We start from the raw sequence: 18,770 nt of genomic DNA on the forward strand, positions 1-18,770 counted from the left end.
ATAGTATTGAAGTAGTAAGAAACCCAGTTTCGACAGGAGGAGATTGTACTTTTGGAGCTCCGTTGGCTAATGCATTACCAGCACTTAATTCAAAGTATGAGAATATATTTGTTCTAGGTACAGGAGGTCCAAGCCTTGATAATGTTACTAATTTAACAATCAATTGGGATCTTTCAAATAATGGATTATATCAATTTTCTATGAATACCAACAATGGTACTCCAGATTGGTATAATGATTTCTTACCAAAAGTAACTCAAACGTTTAATGCAGCACAGCCAGCGATTACAATTGCAGGTTCTGGATTTACAGGATTAGATGGTGAATATTGGGCAACAGAAGATGCTGGTAATTTCGTGTTAGTTTCAAAAACAGGAGGATTTACTATTTACTTTAGTACATCTGCTACAGCACCTGATTGTGGTGGAAGTAATCCAACCAATAATGCACCAGTTGCTAGTCTTTCTGCAACACCAGTTACAGGAGAATTACCATTACTAGTTACTTTTGATGCTTCTGCTTCTACAGATGCTGATGGAGATGCATTATCGTATAGCTGGGATTTCGGTGACACAAATACTGCAACTGGAGTAACAGCAGAACATACGTATTCTACTAAAGGAGATTATACAGCTACATTAACAGTAGTAGATGGAAACGGAGGAGAAGATCAAGCAAAAATCACAATCAAAGTAACTGATGGTGATATTATAATAGATCCACCAACAGGAGATAATATATATATTGATCGTTTTACTGAAATGAGGAATGAGATTTATGACCCTGCAAATGGTTATTTTAGTGCAGATGGATCTCCACATCACTCAATAGAGTCTTTAATTGTTGAGGCTCCAGATCATGGTCATGAGTCTACAAGTGAATTGTATTCATATTGGTTATGGTTAGAGGTTATGAATGGTAGAATTACCAAAGATTGGAAGCCTGTAAATGATGTTTGGAATAAGATAGAGCAATTTATCATTCCTACAACAGCAGATCAGCCAACTAATGCGGCATACAACCCTTCTTCACCAGCAGCTTATGCAAGTGAGTTCCCATTACCAAGTAACTATCCTGCACCACTTAATTTTAGTGCTCCTGTAGGTGTAGATCCGGTTTCTTCGGATTTAACATCAACATACGGCGCTGATATTTACCAGATGCACTGGTTATTAGATAATGATAACTTTTATGGATATGGAAACAGAGGTGATGGTGTAAGTACACCTTCTTATATCAATACTTTCCAAAGAGGAGAACAAGAGTCGGTATATGAAACTGTACCTCATCCATCTTGGGAAGCATTTAACTGGGGAGGAACAAATGGATTCTTACCAATTTTTATTGAAGATCAGAGTTATGCAAAGCAATGGAGATATACAAGTGCTCCTGATGCAGATGCAAGAGCGGTACAAGCAATGTACTGGGCTCAAGAATATGCTAAAGAGCAAGGTGCTAGTTTAGGAAGTTTAGATTTAGATAAAGCTACCAAAATGGGAGATTTCTTAAGACTTTCTATGTTTGACAAGTACTTTAAGCCTCTTGGAGTACAAAGTGCTACGACTGGAGCAGGTACTGGATATGATAGTGCTCATTACTTAATGTCTTGGTACATGTCTTGGGGAGGATCAGCAGATCCAGCTTCTCAATGGGCATTTAGAATCAGTTCAAGTCACTGTCATTTCGGATATCAAAACCCTGTTGCTGCATATGCATTAACACAGGTAGATGAACTAAAACCGAAATCTCAAAATGGTACAAGAGATTGGAACGAGAGTCTTAAAAGACAAATGGAATTCTATACTTGGTTACAGTCTAAAGAAGGTGCTATCGCTGGTGGTGCTACCAACAGTTGGAATGGAGACTACAGTGCATACCCTGCAGGTAAATCTACATTCTATGATATGGCGTACGATAAAGATCCTGTATATCACGATCCAGGAAGTGGAACTTGGTTTGGATGGCAAGCTTGGTCTATGGAAAGAGTAGCAGAATACTACTATATTTCTAATGACCCTATGGCTAAAAATCTAATGGATAAATGGGCTGCTTGGGTAAAAAGTGAAGTGAAACTTATCGGAAACGATGATTTTGAAATCCCTGCTACTCTAGAGTGGACTGGTGAGCCAGATACTTGGAATGCAGCAAGCCCAGGAAGTAATAGTGGTCTTAGCGTTAAAGTTGTAAGTTATAGCCAAGATCTTGGTGTTGCAGCTTCTATGGCAAAAGCACTTATCTATTATGCGGCAGCTACTAAAAAGTACGGTACTGTAGATGCTGAGTCTCGTGATTTAGCTAAAGAAGTATTAGATAGAATGTGGGTGACGTATAGAGATGATAAAGGAGTTTCTGCTCCTGAAAGTAGAGGAGACTACAAAAGAATCTTTGAAGAAGAAGTACATATCCCTGCAGGATTTACTGGTAAAATGGCTAATGGTGATGATATCAAGCCAGGAGTATCTTTCTTAGATATTAGATCAGGATTAAAAAATGATCCAGATTATGCTAGACTAAAAACCGCTTATGATGCTGGTACTGATTTTACACAACGTTACCACAGAACTTGGGCACAAATGGAAGTTGCTCTAGCAAATGCAGAATACGGTTTCTTCTTTGGAGATAATGCGAAGACACCTTCGGCTCCGTCAAAAACAACTTTTGATGTAAAGATGAGTCCAAACCCTGCTAAAAACTTTGTAACAATTTCTGTTAATAGTAATGAAGCTAAAAATAGTGCTCAGAGTGCTAAAATTCAAGTAGAAATATATAACCTTTTAGGAAATAAAGTTAAAGTTCAGAACATAGACAACGTAGAAAGACAAACTCGTGTGGATGTAACTGGATTAGCTCCTGGAATGTATATTGTAAATACTTTTGATGTTATTTCTAACAAAAGAAATTCAAGCAAACTAATAATTGAAAACTAGTTTAATTAAATATGAGAGAGGTTGTACAACCTCTCTCATATTTAATTTTTTGCTAAAATCTAATGAAATGAAAAACACTATTTTAAATATAAAACAGTCACTAGCTTTATTGGTAGTGATATTTGCAGTTGGACTGATATCAAAAATATCAGCACAGCAGCAAAATTTCTTGACCGTAAAAGGTAATAAGTTATATGACGTTCAAGGTAAAGAAGTTCGATTAACAGGAGTAAATTGGTTTGGTTTTGAAACCCAAAATTATTTTCCTCATGGGATTTGGTCTCGTGATATGAAAAGTGTATTACAACAGATCAAAGATCTTGGTTTTAATACCATAAGAGTGCCTTGGGCCAATGAAATGCTTAATCCAGGATCAACAATTGCAATTAATTCATATGGTACAGATCCTTATACAGGAATATCTCCTATGAATGAGGAAGAGACAAAAGTGACCAAACCTATTGAATTAATGGACATTTTTGTAAAATGGTGTCAAGAAAATGATATGAAAATCGTTCTTGATAACCATTCTAGAGCTGCAGATGGTTTTTTGAATGAAGAAGTTTGGTATACACCAGAATATTCAGAAGAAAGATGGATTAAAGATTGGGTTTTTATTGCTGATCGTTACAAAGATTATTCTGCTGTAGTAGCAATGGATTTAAATAATGAGCCTCATGGTTCTTCTTGGGGAAATAGTAATCCGGCAACAGACTGGAACAAAGCCGCAGAACGTTGTGGAAATGCTGTTTTAAAGGCAAATCCTAATGTTTTAATCATCATAGAAGGTGTAGGAGAGTTTGAAGGAAATTCATATTGGTGGGGTGGACAACTTATGGGTGCGAGAAAATACCCAATTCAATTATCTGACCCAAGTAAATTAATGTATTCTGCTCACGAATATGGACCAGAAGTAGCACAACAAGATTGGTTTACAGCTGCAGATTTTCCTCAAAATATGCCACAAATATGGAAAGATAACTATCATTACTTATACGAAGAAGAAACTTCGCCACTATTTGTGGGAGAGTTTGGTATAAAAGAACAGGATGCATTTGGAGGTATCGCCTACACATGGTTTACAGAGTTTACAGACTTTATGGGAGATATCTATTCTTGGACATTTTGGAGTATGAATCCTAACTCTGGCGATACAGGAGGAATTTTACAAGATGACTGGACATCAGTCAATCAATGGAAATTAGATGTGTTGAAAACACATTTTGCGCCTTTAATCCCAAATGTAGTAGGTGGATCTAATCCAACAGTAAATGGAGGAACAATTGCCGGAGGACCTTTTGTTTTTACAGTAGGTGATGGTATTGCGGATAATGTTTCAGGAGTAACTATTACAGGTACAGTTGGAGACACAAATCAATGGATTGTTACAGATGCACAAGGTAAAATACTTGGCTTACCAGCTAGACCAGAAGATGTAGATTTTGATGGAGCTGGAGTAGGAAGTTGTTTTATTTATAATGTAACCTATAATGGTACGATAAGCGGTCTTGCTGCTAATCAAAATATTTCAGGATTATCAGGAACTTTTGATCTTTCTAATAGAATTGAAGTAGTAAGAAATGCTGTAGTAGTAACAGATGGAGGTACAGTGGCTACAGATGGTGGATTAACTGCCGTAACGACTATAACAGGAGATGGTATTGCCGATGTAATCGTATTTACAAATACAAGTGCAGCAACTGCTAATTATATTTATTTAATTACAGACGAAGCTGGAAAGGTTTTAACAACAGAAACAACATCACATGATTTTGAAGGTGTTTCTGTAGGGATATGTAAAGTATATGGATTATCATACACAGGAACTCTTAATGTTATTGGTAAAAATGTAACAGCAACAGACCTTTCAGATGGTAGTTTTTCAGTATCAACAAATTCTATTGTAGTAACCAGAGAAGAGCAAGGCACTACAGTTAATGGAGGAGTCATTGCAGGTGGACCTTTCACATTTACAGTAGGTGATGGTATTGCAGATAATGTTTCTGGAGTTACTTTAACAGGTACAGTAGGAGAAACAAATCAGTGGATCGTTACTGATGCACAAGGTAAAATTCTTGGATTGCCACCAACACCAGAAGCTGTTGATTTTGATGGAGCTGGAGTAGGAAGTTGCTTTATTTATAATGTAACCTATAACGGAGCTATCACAGGGCTTGCTGCAGATGCTTTGATCTCAGCATTAAACGGTGATTTTGATCTTTCTAATAGTATAGAGGTAATCAGAATTCCTGTATCATCAGGAGGAGATTGTTCTTTTGGAGCTCCTTTGGCTAATGCATTACCAACAATTGGTAATGTATCTTATAATGATGTTCATGTTTTAGGAACTGGTGGTCCTGATCTTAGTAATGTAACCAATTTTACAATTAATTGGGATCTTGCTAATAATGGATTATGGCAATTGTCTATGAATACAAATAATGGAGCACCAAGCTGGTGGGTTAATTTGTTAAGTAATATCACTACTCAGAATTTTAATGCTGCACAACCTTCTATTACACTTTCTGGAACTGGATTCTCTAATCTTGATGGATCATATTATGCTACTCAAGATGGAGATAATTTTGCATTAGTTTCAATAGGTGGTGGTTTCACTATTTATTTCAGTAATAGTGCAACAGCTCCTGTTTGTGAAGATGCTCCTAAAGGTCAAATAGTAGAAGGATTAACCGTGAAAGCACTTACAAACCCTGTTCAGGATAAATTAGTGATAAGAGGTAATGATTTCTTAGACGGTACTGCTGTAAATATTGTCAATATTGCTGGTAAAGTAATGAAAACAATGCAAGTACAATCAAAAGTGAAAGAAATAGAACTTAATACATCAGATCTTCCGATAGGAATTTATTTTGTACAGTTTAACAGTTTGAAAGGAAACATACAAACTATGAAAATAGCTAAGATGTAAATGTATTCTTAAAACCATTTAGACATATCTGAAGGAAGCTATGGGGCTTTAAATAGCTTCCTTCTTTTAAAAAATGATTTGAGTGAGATATGAACTTTTTCTGAATAAGAAAAAAACTAAACCCTATAACCAATTCTACACAAACTTATCGCTTACTTATGAAATCAAAAAAGCATACTACAAAAAGTTGGGCTTTCACCTTTGTAAAAAACAATATTCGCAAGCTTTGCGTTATTGTATTATTAGTTACACTAGGTGTTGCTATTAAGTCGTTTAGACAAGTATATGATGGCACGGCAGGTCCCAAAATGACTACGCAAACCTGGCCGGCAGGAACATTTTTAGCCAATTTTCCGGAAGGAGACAGAATTAATACCTACCACCGTAATTATTTGTTTATGAGTGGTCAGGCAGGAACAGGTGTCTGGGATGTATCTAATCCAACAGCACCAAAAAGAATACAGTTTAGTGACGCTGCAAATAATGGTCACAGATGGTGGAAATTAGAAGGAGATTTATTTTATAGAGAGTATTCTGTGCCAGAAGTAGAAGGTACAGGCTATAAATATCTGGATCTTTCTGATATGTTGAACAGAAAACCGGTAACATCTTCAGATATATTATATACTGTAAAAGATGGCCAATCAAATTATGATAACCTAGAAACGTTTCCGCATACCATAGATGGTAGTCGAGTTTTCGATATGAGAACAGGAGCGCAAGTAGATGACATTCCTGCAACAGTTTCTTTACCCGATGTTGTAGTTCGTGTAGGAAACTATGTGTTTTATGCTCCCCAAACAGGAGATATTAGTGTGTTTGATTTTGGAGATCCTAAAAATATTAAATTTCTAGGTTCTTTTGGTGGTGATATTCCACATGAACAGTACAGTACAGGAATCCAATTATGGAGAAATTACTTGGTCTTTATGAGCGGTAACCAAGGACCAGATGCATTAGTAGGTTTTGATATTAGTGACCCAACAAATGTTAAAAGAGGATTCAGTTTACATTCTGATCAAATAACTCTAGGGCGTTATATGATTTTTCAGGATGAGTACGGATTCTCAGGAAGATTTGATAGAGGCGTAAAATTCAACTTTGAAAAAATGGAGGTTGAACAAGAATTTTTCCCTCCATCTAGCGATGAAACACTTCAATTTATAGATAACCAATGGATGCCTATTGGGCATATTCTTGTAGCAAGTGGAGATGGTAAGACTTCTATTTTTGCCCATCAAGACGGACTGGATATTAAACCACCAACAGTAGGACATCATTTTCCGGTTGCGGGTGCTATAAACCAGCCGCAAGCAACAACATTAGGTTTTGTTATAAATGAAACATTAGATGATCTTACCTTAAACGATCAAACAATACAAGTAAGCCCTTTAGGAGGAGCACCTATAAAAGGTGATGTAACTACAACCTCATATCAAGTAGTTAATTATGCTCCTAAAGAAGAATTACTTCCAAATACAACTTATGAAGTAAAATTTGTTGAAGGAGGAATCAAAGATGCTGTTGGTAACGGGATGGAAGAATATATTTTCTATTTTACCACAGGAGGAGATACATCTAATCAAGCTCCAGAGATTACAGGAATAGATTTAAATATCCCATCTCCTGTAGCAATAAACAATGCGGTTGATTTTACTGCAAGTGCTACGGATGCAGACGGAAATACCCTTGCATACAGATGGGATTTTGGTGATGGTTCGCCAAAAACAGCATGGATCGGTAAAACAGCTTCACATACCTATACTGAAGCTGGTAATTATCTTGTTCAGGTTCAAGTTTCAGATAATAATGGGGGCTTTGTTGTAGGTTCCCAATCTATTGTTGTAGTATCTGGAACTGCTTCAACCCTACCTACCCAGTCAGGACCTATAGCAGTAGATGCTACAAATAGAATTACTTGGTCTGTAAATCCAGATAATAATACGGTTACTCTTATAAACGCCGATAATTTAAAAGTTATCAAAGAAGTAACAGTAGGACAAGATCCTGTAAATGTTGCATTAGATAATACAGGTAAAGCATGGATTTCTTGTAGAGATTCTGATGAGGTATATGTATTAAATACAGATGGAACTTTAGTGTCAAAAATAGCTTTATCAAAAGGATCACACCCTTATGGTATCGTTTTCACACCAGACGGTAGTCGTGGATTTGTATCTGCTTTTGGATCAGGAAAAATCATAGAACTAGCCCCTTCAACAAATACAATAAAAGCATCTCTAGATATAGGTGCTACTCCAAGAGCATTGGCTATTACAAGCGATGGAGCAAAATTGTTGGTGACTCGATTTATTTCTGAAGACGCTGCAGGAGAAGTTTGGGAAGTGAACCTAAATACTTTTACATTAAAAAATACAATCGCATTAGCAATAGATGATTTTACTGTAGATAATGGAAATGAAGGTAGAGGATTACCTAATTATATTGCGGGTATAACTATTCATCCAGATAATACATCGGCTTGGTCAGTAGGTAAAAAAGATAATATCCTACGTGGGCTAGCAAGAGACGGAAAACCTTTAGTTTTTGATAACGTTGTACGTACAGCGATTTCTCCTATAAACCTAAGTACGAGTAAAGAAGAACTTACTAAGAGATTAGATATTGATAATCACGGACAACCTTCTTCAGCACTTTATACACCAACAGGTAACTACCTTTTTGTGACCATGCAAGGTAATAACAGAATAGTTGTTATAGATCCAAAAAGAGGATTAGAATTATTAAAGAAAGATGTTGGAAAAGCACCGCAAGGATTAACAATTGATCCAACAACAAATCGTGTTTTTGTAAAAAACTTTATGGACCGTACTGTTTCTGTATTTGACGCATCTGATATGATCAAAAACGGAAGTAATACCCTTAAAGAATTATCAACAATAAATACAGTTACTACCGAAACTCTTTCTCCTGTTGTGTTAAAAGGAAAACAAATTTTCTACGATGCTGCAGATTTAAGAATGGGAACCGATGGATATATAAGTTGTGTAAGTTGCCATAGTGATGGTACGCAAGATGGGCGTACCTGGGATTTTACAGATAGAGGAGAAGGATTAAGAAATACAATCTCTTTAGTTGGTAGAGCAGGAACTGAACATGGTAGAGTACACTGGAGTGCAAACTTTGATGAAATTCAGGATTTTGAAAATGATATTCGATTCCATTTTAATGGTCAAGGGTTTATGAGTGATGCCGATTTTAACAAAGGAACAACTGCGTTATCTCTAGGCGATACTAAAAAAGGAAAATCAGCAGATTTAGACGCTTTAGTAGCCTATATAGAATCACTAAATACATTTGATCCTAGCCCTTATCGTAATCCTAACGGAACATTAACTACAGATGGTGTTGCAGGAAAATCTTTATTCGAGGATTTAAAATGTAACTCTTGTCATAGTGGTGAAGCATTTACAGATAGTAAAACTGGTAAAATGCATGATGTAGGAACCATTGTAGCAAATAGCGGAGGTCGATTAGGTAAAAAACTAATCGCCTTAGATGTACCTACATTAAAAGATGTTTGGGCAACAGCACCATATTTACATAATGGTTCTGCCAAAACACTAACAGAAATATTTACAAAATATAATACCAATGATGCTCATGGCGCCACTTCCACCTTAAGTGCTACGCAAATGAAGCAATTAGAAGCTTACCTTAAACAAATAGATGGATCAGCTGTATCGCCGGCAACACAACAAACACTAAAAATTGCATCTCCCTCAGATGGAACCGCTATCGATAAGGCTGATCCTATTAAGTTAAGCGTAGATACTAATATTACGGGTATTACTAAAATTGAATATTACGTAGATAATGCTTTAGTCGAAGAGGTGACTACAGCACCTTTTGAGTCTACATGGACTCCAATTATTTGGAAAACATATACAATAACCGCCAAGGTTTTTTATAACAATGGAAATACAGCTTCTATAACTCCAGAAGTAAGTATAAAATATAAAAATACGATCGAGGTAATGTTTGTTGTAGGTGATAAGAATAATTTAACTTCAGAAGACCAACGTATTAAATCCCGTTTGGAGCAAAAATTAGGTTTTGAGATAACATTGTTTTCTGATGAAGAAGCTACAAGTCCGCAGTCTGCAAATCCGTTCGATATGGCATTGATATCTTCTACTGTAGATCCTAGAGAATTAGGAAATGATCTTGAGGCTGCCAAAGTACCTTTGATGACATGGAATCCTTTTATGTATGGTAAGTTAAAACTAACCACGGGTGAGTTAAATACAGGTTTTGGATTTACAACAGAAGGGTTTTCAACTATTACAGTTTCTGATCCAACACATCCAATGGCGGCTGGAGCAAAGGCAAGCACTGCCTTGTATTCCATTACGCAAAGTCTTCCTTTTGGAAATCCAACAGCAGATGCTATTGTGGTTGCCAAAGCAGGAACAAAACCAATTTTATTTGGATATGAAGCAAGTCTTGATATACCTTCAAGAAGAGTAGCTTTCCCATTAAGAGACCAATTCATGCATTTATTAACCGATGATGGATTAAACATGTATGATGCGGCAGTATTATGGACACTTCATGGCGGGGATGCCAATGTCCCCATAGGCCCCCTGCCTGATGTGTTCTTTGAATCTCCATTAGATGGTGAATTAGTTAATACACCTTTAGAGATTAGATTCAAAACTGAAGGATGGTCTATACCTTCTCAACAATATAAGCTTAGGTTTAGAATTGATGGGCAAGATAGAGGTCTTGTTAGTAGTGGTGGAGTACTTACAGATCCTACTGTTTTAACAGAAGGACCACATGAATTATCGTTACAAATGGAACGTAGTGATAATTCACTCACCGATCTTGGAGAAACAATTACTGTTATTGTTACAAAAGATCAGTTGCCAAAAGATCCTACCGCAATCATTCAATCTCCGACAGATGGAGGTTTAATAGGAACCAGTTTCGATATAGAATTTTCAACCTTTAAATGGGATATTGCACCGGGAGGACAACATGTTAAATATTTTATCGATGGTGTTGAACAAGGATCTGTTTTTGAAATAAAACCTATTCCTGTTACCGATCTTGCCGAAGGGAAACATACTATAAAATTAGTGTTAGCCAAAGCAGATGGAACAGTAACTGGAGATCCTGTCGAAATTACTGTTACGGTAGATAAGAGATTCAGTAATTTGCCAGACACACCTTTTAGTCTAGAATATCGTGATAATAGCACTTCAGCAGGCACTGTAGAGTTAAAACCGGTATTTCAGATAGTAAGTGAGGCGACAGAAGCTGTTAATCTTGCAGATTTTAAAATTAGATACTGGTTTACTCCAGACAATAATGTACCAATGGTATTTAACACAGATTATTCTGCAGTAACTGGTACAACAGGAAGTTTTAATACTACAGGAACGCATGATTATCTTGAGATTGGATTTGGCTCCTCTTCTGGAAGTTTGGCAGCAAACGGAAAAACCGGTGAGATTCAGACTAGATTACATCATTCAGGATTTCAAGCACATGATCAAAGTAACGATTTCTCTTATGATGGTGGTAAAAGAGCTTTAACCCCTCATGTTTTAGTAACACTTTATCGAAAAGGAGTTTTAGTTTGGGGATTAGAGCCATCAGGAGGCCCAACAGATACTAACGGTAAACCAAGGGCAAACATAACTTCAAATACCACACAGGGTATGGTGCCATTAGCAGTTGCTTTTGATGCTTCAGGTTCTACTGATCCGGACGGTGATGTACTATCTTATAATTGGGATTTCGGAAACGGTGATACAGCTGTAGGAGTAACTACTTCATACGAGTTTAAAGATGTTGGAGACCAAATTGTTACTTTAACAGTAAGCGATGGTAATGGTAAAACAGATATAGCTACAACAACAATTAAAGTGCTTTCGCCAGCAATTTCTGTAGAGGCTAATTTTGTTGCTACACCTGTATCAGGTACAATTCCATTAGTAGTTGATTTTGATTCTTCATCATCAGTATTTCCAGTAGGAAGTACAATTAACTATACATGGGACTTTGGAGATGGAAGTACAAGTGATGTGCCAAATCCTTCACATACATATTCATTATCTGGATCTTATGCGGTTACGTTAACTATTAGTGATGGTATAAACTCTGATATTTCTAGTGTAGTTACAATTACAGCAAATGAACCAAATGCACCTATTGCAGAGGCAATTTTTGTTGCCGATGCAAGTACAGGAGTTGCTCCTGCTATCATTAATTTTGATGCATCTGCTTCAACAAGTACAGGAGGAAGTATTACCTCATATTCTTGGGATTTTGGAGATAATACTACCGCTACAGGAGTAAATGCCTCTCATGAATTTAGTGTTGCTGGAGTATATACTGTTACATTAAGCGTTTTAGATGCAGTAGGAACAACAGATAGTACAACAAGCACTATTACAATAACGGATCCTGGAAGTACAGATAGCTGTAGTTTTGGAGCCCCTCAAAGTTCAGCGTTACAAACTCTAGAGAACTTAAGTTATACCGAAGTTCATGTTTTAGGAACAGGAGGACCGGATTTGAGTAATATGACTAATTTTACTATAAATTGGAACTTAACAAATAATGGACTGTACCAGTTATCTATGAATACGAACAATGGTAATCCATCATGGTGGTTGGATTTAACAGCAAGTATAACTAGTCAAAACTTTAACGAAACTCAACCTGCGATAACATTTTCAGGAACAGGGATTGCAAATTTTGATGGTGTGTATAACGCTACAGTAGATGGTGATAACTTTGTATTGGTATCAAATAGTGGTTTTACGCTGTATTTCAGTAATAATGGTAATGCACCGAATTGCCAAACCACAGCTGTTGTTACAAAAGCAGTTATTGATAATGCTAAAACAATAAAAGCTTTTCCTAATCCTGTTATAGATAATTTAACCTTGGTAGGTGAACAAGATTTTAGAGGTACTGTTATTAATATTGTTGATATTGCCGGAAAAGTATTGTCTACTCAAATGATTCAAACAAATTCAAAACAAGTACAGATAAATATGAATACTCTGGAAAGTGGAATTTATTTTGTGCAAATTCGTAAACGAAATAATACTATAATCAAGCAAGTTATTAAATAACACAAACATATTTATATAGGTTAGCAGTCAAGTATTTTTATTTTTTTAAAAATTCTCTTGACTGCTTTCTGTTTTTGCTGGTTTATATAATGGTTTTAAAGAAGAATACTTTAAGAATAAGTGTATTAAATGATAAAATAGTATTACAACTTAGAGGATTTTGAAATTACCTTTATAGTATTATTTTGATAGGAAATATGCCTGTATTCCCCTTCAATTTATAAACAATAACTGAATTTATTAAAGGTTTTAATAGTAAATATTATGTGCCTCTGTATATGATCAAAGACAGTTAATCTTACCCCCCTCTTATACATACCAATATCATTATATGGGTGAAACTGCATATAAATAAGTCTACCTTAATTAAATCAGTAAAATTTCTTAAAACACAAATTATTAGTGACTTAACTTAATTACACAATTATGAAAAACATTCTTAAAAACTTGCTTATTTATTGCTGCTTTTTATTGAGCGCAAGCTATTATCTACAGGCTCAAACTCCTGGGTTTGTATATACCGAAGGTGAAAAATTTATGCTAGATGGTAGACCATACTATTTTTCTGGAACAAATGTATACGATTTCTTTACTTATGGATCTTCAAGTGGAGATATTGAAACTCAGTTTATGGATAAAGACCGTATCGATGAGCATATGCGAAGATTATATGTGAACGGAGTGAGAGTAGTTCGTTTATGGGGATTCAGCCATGAAGATTGGCATGGTTTTGAACCACAAAAAGGGGTGTATAGTGAAGGGCAGTTTGCTCTATTTGATTATGTAGTAAAATCTGCCGAAGCAAATGGTATTAAATTAATTGTAGCCCTAGAAAACTACTGGAACGATTATGGAGGAATCAAAGATCGGCTTAAATGGGAAGGTATCGATGTTGCTGGTGCAGGGACACATGATCAAGGGCAGTTTTTTACAAATGCATCTGCAGTACAAGGATTTAAAGATTACGTAAAATATTTTATTACTCGTGTTAATCATTATGATGGAGTAGAATATAGAAATGATCCAACAATCTTAGCATGGGAGTTAATGAACGAGCCGCGATACCAAGGTTTTGGAGATGATCTAACTTCTGATACTTTAAGAGCGTGGGTAGATGATATGGGAGAATTTATTAAATCCATTGATTCAAAACATCTTTTAGGAACAGGTTTAGAAGCACATGGTGCAAAATATGGTTTTGGTGGAGATGAAGGAAATGATTTTATTAAAATTCATCAATCTCCATTTATAGATTTTACATCTGCTCACCCTTACATAAGAGAAAGCTGGTCAAATTTTACCTTAGAACAAACCATGAAACTTATGGCACAATGGGCAGACGAATCTCATAACATCATCAAAAAACCATTGTATATAGGAGAATTTAATGTAGAAATACAAGAACGTTTTGAGTGGTGGGAAGAAATGTATCGTTTCATAGAAGAAGAAAAAATTGGGGCAAGTGCCTTCTGGTGGTTTCCTGATAATAAAACACCACGAGACAAATTTGGAGTTTTTGAAGGAGATACTGAAGTAGGGATATATAAAGAACATGCTCTTAAAATGGACGAAATGTCGGGAGGTGAGGCTATCTATCTTTCCTTGATGTCTCCAAAATCTGGTGATAAATACGTTTCAGGAAGTGATGTACATATCGAAGCTAATCTAATTAATGAAGATAGAAATGTAGCTAAAGTAGAGTTTTTTAGTAATGGTGTTTTAGTAGGAGAAGATGCTATCGCTCCTTATGAACTTGATCTCAAAGGACTTCCTGATGGGCAGTATACAATAACTTCTATCGCTACTGGTACAGGAATTAATCCTGTTAAAAAAACATCAACACCACGAAATATTCAAATTGGAGGAGAAGGTGTATTAACATTAGAATATAAAGATGCTTCTACAGCTGTTTTAAGTAATGTTATAAAACCACACTTTAGAATATTTAATAACTCATCACAAGGAGTTTCTTACTCAGATATTAGTGTTCGTTATTGGTTCGAAACCGAAGAAGATTTACCACTAACTTTTTCTACAGATTATGCAGTAGTAGGAAATAGTAATGTAAAAGGAAAGTTTGTACAGGTTGAAGGTAATTCATATTACCTTGAAGTTACTTTTGATCCTGCAACAGGAATATTAGGAAGAAACGCAGGGTCTGGTAGAGTAGAAGCTAAAATTGCAAATAGCAGGTATTCTGAAACAAATCAAGCCAATGATTATTCCTATGATAGTACTAAGAAAGAATTTGCTCAGTGGGAAAAAATAGGATTATACCTTAACGGAAAGTTAATTAGCGGTATCGAACCTGGTACAACCGTCGATACGCCGACCGCAGCTATTACGGCATCAACTACATCAGGAAATGGGCCTTTATCGGTTACATTTGATGCCTCGGGATCAACAGACCCTAATGGAGATGCATTGACCTATACTTGGGATTTTGGAAATGGTGATACGGCAACAGGAGTTACAACTACCTATGAATTTACCGATTTTGGTGATAAAGTAGTAACATTAACCGTAAATGATGGTAATGGAAATTCTGATACAGAAACAATTACGATTTCAGTTAATGATCCCAATATTGCTCCTGTAGCAGCCTTTACAAGTAGTCAAGGTAGTGGAGTTGCACCAGTTTTAATAACCTTTGATGCTTCTACATCTACAGATGCAAATAATGATCCATTAACATATGCATGGGATTTTGGAAATGGCGATACAGCAACTGGAGTTACTACTTCTTATGAGTTTACTACAGTCGGAGAGTTTGAAGTAAAACTCACAGTAAGCGATGGAAAATTAGAAGATAGTAGTACTAAAACAATTATAATAAGTGACGGAAATCCTGTTGCTAATATTGCTGCAAATGTAACTTCTGGAACTGTGCCTTTAGAAGTTTCTTTTGATGCTTCTGGTTCTGTTGATCCGTCAAATAATACTTTAAGTTATTCATGGGATTTTGGTGATGGAACATCGGGTACAGGACAGACCATAATTCATACGTTTACTGCTATTGGATCCTATACGGTAACACTACAAGTTGATAATGGTCTAGGTGGAGTGGATACTGATACCATAACAATTCAAGTGCAAGATGTACTTCCAGTTTCAGATATTTCATTAGAATATAGAGATGGAGGTAATGGAAACTCGTCTGATAATATGATTAATCCACATTTAAAAATAGTAAATGATGGAAATACGGCTGTTGCCTATAGTGATCTTACAATAAGATACTGGTTTACTTCAGAAGAAAATAAAGATTTAAATTTTTGGTGTGATTGGGCACAATTAGGAACTAGTAATGTCAAAGGTGTATTTGGAGAAGCCAACGGAGTAGATTATTTGGAAATCTCTTTTGATGCAACTGCAGGTACTATAGCTGGATTAACGAATTCGGGAGATATTCAAACAAGATTTGCAAAAGCAAACTGGAGTGGATTTGACGAAACAAATGATTACTCTTATGATAGTTCAAAAACATCGTATACAACACATGATAAAATCACATTATATCGTAGCGGTGGATTAATATGGGGTGCAGAACCAGTTGCACCAGTTAAGAGTCAACAAATAGAGAATACTGCATTAAAAGTAACTGTTTCTCCTAATCCAGTTGTTAATGATTTGACATTAAATACAAATTCAAGCCTTAAACATGCTAGTGTTAAAGTAACAGATTTTTCTGGAAAAATATTTTATGAAAAGCAAGTCCAAAACGATACCGATATGGTAAAGTTAGATTTTACGCAATTACAATCAGGGATTTATTTTGTCCAGATTCGACAAGGTCAAAATATGACTGTTAAGCAGGTTATTAAGTAATAGAGTTTTAACTATTTCCGGATGTACTCTTAAGAAAAGTTTTTTTAAACACTTCTTTGCGGTATATCTGGAAATTGTTATGGTAAATTTTAAATTATGAATACGATAAAAATTAAATTTTTAAAAATAGTATCGATCATAGGTATGGTCGTATTTGGAATGAGTCATCAAACCTCATTCTCTCAAAATACGATTCGCGTAGATCAAGGTAAAATCTATTCTTCTTGTAATGAAGAAATAGTAATGCGGGGAGTTAATGAAATGTTTGTTTGGTCACAAGATAGAACAGGAGAAACAATACTGCCAGAAATAGCAAAGACCGGATCTAATGCAGTGAGATTGGTATGGACTACTGAAGGGGCAGAAGCAGAACTTGATAAATTAATTGATAATAGTATAAAGAATAATATGATACCCGTTGCCGAATTACACGATGCAACAGGGGATTTTAGTAAGCTACAGCAATTGTTAGACTATTGGAAAAAACCAGCAGTTTTATCTACAATTCAAAAATATAAGAAATGGTTGATTGTAAATATTGGTAACGAAGTTGGAAATGGATCTGAATCTACAGCACAATGGGTAGATTACTATAAAGATGCTATCACACAATTACGTGATGCAGGAATTGATGGGCCGCTAATGATTGATTGTGGGGGATATGGAAATAGAGAGAGTTATTTTTTGGAAGGTGGAAATGAGTTACTAGAATTTGACCCGAAACACAATATAATATTTGCTGTTCATACTTATTGGACAAATGGAGATGATCAAGCTAAGGTTGATCGGTTAAATACTATGATTGAAGATGCTAAATTAAAGAAGTTACCTTATATCATTGGTGAAGGTCCACAAGTAGTTGCATCTCCGGTAGCATGTGGACAGAGTTTTCCATATAAAGAAATGATGAAAAGATTACAAGAAGAAGGAATAGGCTGGTTATCTTGGTCTTGGGGAGCAGTAAATAATAATGATTGTGGATCTCCAAATAGTAAATTAGATATTACTACTGATGGTAAATTCGGAAGTTGGGCTACGGCTTTTGCAGAGGAAATGTGCATTTCAGATATCAATTCTATAAAGAATACATCAATAATACCAGCATCTATGATAGATGGTACTATTGCTGCTTGTGGAGCAACTTATACTATTACTGCGTCTTCAGAAGTTGGGGGGTCAATCTCACCCTCAGGAACTGTCGTAGTTTCTGAGAATGATAATCAAATATTTGATATCAAAGCTAATATCGGTTTCAAAATTAAAGACGTTCTTGTGGATGGTGTTTCTGTAGGGGACGTTAGTACGTATACATTTTCTAGTGTAAAAGAAAATCATACAATAGCAGTTACTTATGCTACAGTTCCTCTTCCTCCACAAATACCATATGTAAACGGGTTACCTCAGGCTGTTCCGGGAAAAATCAAAGCTGATAGTTTTGATTTAGGTGGAGAAGCAGTAGCATATCATGATATCTCTTCTGGAAATGAAGGAAATGGAATAAGACAAGATGAAGATGTAGATACAGAAACAGCTGGAGATGGTGGAAGTATCGGTTTTACTGCAGTAGGAGAATGGATAGAATATACTGTAGATGTCGCAGAAGCAGGTACCTATAGTGTTGAGGTGTTAGTTGCTTCTCAAAACTCGAACGGACAATATCATATAGAGTTTGATGGTAAAGATGTTACAGGTATCCAGACAGTATCAACAACAGGTAGTTGGACAAGTTTTGTTCCGCATAAAATATCAAATGTTGCTCTTACTTCAGGAGAACAAGTAATGAGAATGTTTATCGATAATGGAGCATTTAATTTTTCTACAATAACGTTTACTAGTGATGGAACAACTAATAATACACCTACAGCTTCATTTACAGCTACTCCAGAGTCAGGATTTTCCCCATTAGAAGTTAGTTTTGATGCTAGTGCTTCTTCAGATCCTAATGGTGATGCGATCACATATTCTTGGGAT

The 18,770-nt window shown here is 35.8% G+C and carries 5 protein-coding genes; all 5 read left to right on the forward strand.

Annotation, left to right across the window (positions count from 1 at the left end; genetic code table 11):
* Window positions 1–2,927: glycoside hydrolase family 48 protein (locus AWE51_RS15270; RefSeq protein WP_198403835.1), on the forward strand; the 2,927-nt coding region annotated here is incomplete at its 5' end.
* Window positions 2,928–2,994: 67 nt separating this feature from the next.
* On the forward strand, window positions 2,995–5,856 hold the full coding sequence (locus AWE51_RS26170) for a cellulase family glycosylhydrolase (RefSeq protein WP_082832465.1): 2,862 nt from the start codon (window positions 2,995–2,997) through the stop codon (window positions 5,854–5,856).
* Between the two features lie 158 nt (window positions 5,857–6,014).
* Complete coding sequence (locus tag AWE51_RS15280) at window positions 6,015–12,971, forward strand: PKD domain-containing protein (protein WP_066315002.1); 6,957 nt, start codon at window positions 6,015–6,017, stop codon at window positions 12,969–12,971.
* A 426-nt stretch (window positions 12,972–13,397) separates the two neighbouring features.
* Entirely contained in the window at window positions 13,398–16,799 is a 3,402-nt protein-coding gene (locus AWE51_RS15285; protein ID WP_082832466.1) for a PKD domain-containing protein, read from the forward strand.
* A gap of 96 nt (window positions 16,800–16,895) precedes the next feature.
* The coding region (locus AWE51_RS15290) for a cellulase family glycosylhydrolase (RefSeq protein WP_157766124.1) at window positions 16,896–18,770 on the forward strand (1,875 nt) is incomplete at its 3' end.

It is taken from the genome of Aquimarina aggregata, assembly GCF_001632745.1.
Classification (GTDB): Bacteria; Bacteroidota; Bacteroidia; order Flavobacteriales; family Flavobacteriaceae; genus Aquimarina; species Aquimarina aggregata.

Excerpts from the sequence above, each read along its gene's own strand:
- AWE51_RS26170 (WP_082832465.1), top strand. The coding sequence starts at position 2,995 with ATGAAAAACACTATTTTAAATATAAAACAGTCACTAGCTTTATTGGTA.
- AWE51_RS15280 (WP_066315002.1), top strand. The coding sequence starts at position 6,015 with ATGAAATCAAAAAAGCATACTACAAAAAGTTGGGCTTTCACCTTTGTA.
- AWE51_RS15285 (WP_082832466.1), top strand. The coding sequence starts at position 13,398 with ATGAAAAACATTCTTAAAAACTTGCTTATTTATTGCTGCTTTTTATTG.